Origin of the sequence: Prevotella sp. (assembly GCF_036570325.1) — a bacterium.
Classification (GTDB): Bacteria; Bacteroidota; Bacteroidia; order Bacteroidales; family Bacteroidaceae; genus Prevotella.
The window spans coordinates 1-1,510 of record NZ_DATCYK010000138.1; the positions used below are offsets into that span (position 1 = coordinate 1).

At 54.4% G+C, this 1,510-nt stretch carries 1 rRNA gene; it reads left to right on the forward strand.

Going from position 1 to position 1,510, the window contains the following annotated elements:
- Window positions 1–1,466 (forward strand): 16S ribosomal RNA (locus VIR50_RS12235); the annotation flags it as partial.
- Window positions 1,467–1,510: the final 44 nt, after the last annotated feature.

Here is a 1,510-nt window from a genome sequence, read left to right on the forward strand (position 1 = left end):
AAGCAGCTTGCTGCTTTGCTGACGAGTGGCGGACGGGTGAGTAATGTCTGGGAAACTGCCTGATGGAGGGGGATAACTACTGGAAACGGTAGCTAATACCGCATAACGTCGCAAGACCAAAGAGGGGGACCTTCGGGCCTCTTGCCATCGGATGTGCCCAGATGGGATTAGCTAGTAGGTGGGGTAAAGGCTCACCTAGGCGACGATCCCTAGCTGGTCTGAGAGGATGACCAGCCACACTGGAACTGAGACACGGTCCAGACTCCTACGGGAGGCAGCAGTGGGGAATATTGCACAATGGGCGCAAGCCTGATGCAGCCATGCCGCGTGTATGAAGAAGGCCTTCGGGTTGTAAAGTACTTTCAGCGGGGAGGAAGGGAGTAAAGTTAATACCTTTGCTCATTGACGTTACCCGCAGAAGAAGCACCGGCTAACTCCGTGCCAGCAGCCGCGGTAATACGGAGGGTGCAAGCGTTAATCGGAATTACTGGGCGTAAAGCGCACGCAGGCGGTTTGTTAAGTCAGATGTGAAATCCCCGGGCTCAACCTGGGAACTGCATCTGATACTGGCAAGCTTGAGTCTCGTAGAGGGGGGTAGAATTCCAGGTGTAGCGGTGAAATGCGTAGAGATCTGGAGGAATACCGGTGGCGAAGGCGGCCCCCTGGACGAAGACTGACGCTCAGGTGCGAAAGCGTGGGGAGCAAACAGGATTAGATACCCTGGTAGTCCACGCCGTAAACGATGTCGACTTGGAGGTTGTGCCCTTGAGGCGTGGCTTCCGGAGCTAACGCGTTAAGTCGACCGCCTGGGGAGTACGGCCGCAAGGTTAAAACTCAAATGAATTGACGGGGGCCCGCACAAGCGGTGGAGCATGTGGTTTAATTCGATGCAACGCGAAGAACCTTACCTGGTCTTGACATCCACGGAAGTTTTCAGAGATGAGAATGTGCCTTCGGGAACCGTGAGACAGGTGCTGCATGGCTGTCGTCAGCTCGTGTTGTGAAATGTTGGGTTAAGTCCCGCAACGAGCGCAACCCTTATCCTTTGTTGCCAGCGGTCCGGCCGGGAACTCAAAGGAGACTGCCAGTGATAAACTGGAGGAAGGTGGGGATGACGTCAAGTCATCATGGCCCTTACGACCAGGGCTACACACGTGCTACAATGGCGCATACAAAGAGAAGCGACCTCGCGAGAGCAAGCGGACCTCATAAAGTGCGTCGTAGTCCGGATTGGAGTCTGCAACTCGACTCCATGAAGTCGGAATCGCTAGTAATCGTGGATCAGAATGCCACGGTGAATACGTTCCCGGGCCTTGTACACACCGCCCGTCACACCATGGGAGTGGGTTGCAAAAGAAGTAGGTAGCTTAACCTTCGGGAGGGCGCTTACCACTTTGTGATTCATGACTGGGGTGAAGTCGTAACAAGGTAACCGTAGGGGAACCTGCGGTTGGATCACCTCCTTACCTTAAAGAAGCGTACTTTGCAGTGCTCACACAGATTGTCTGAT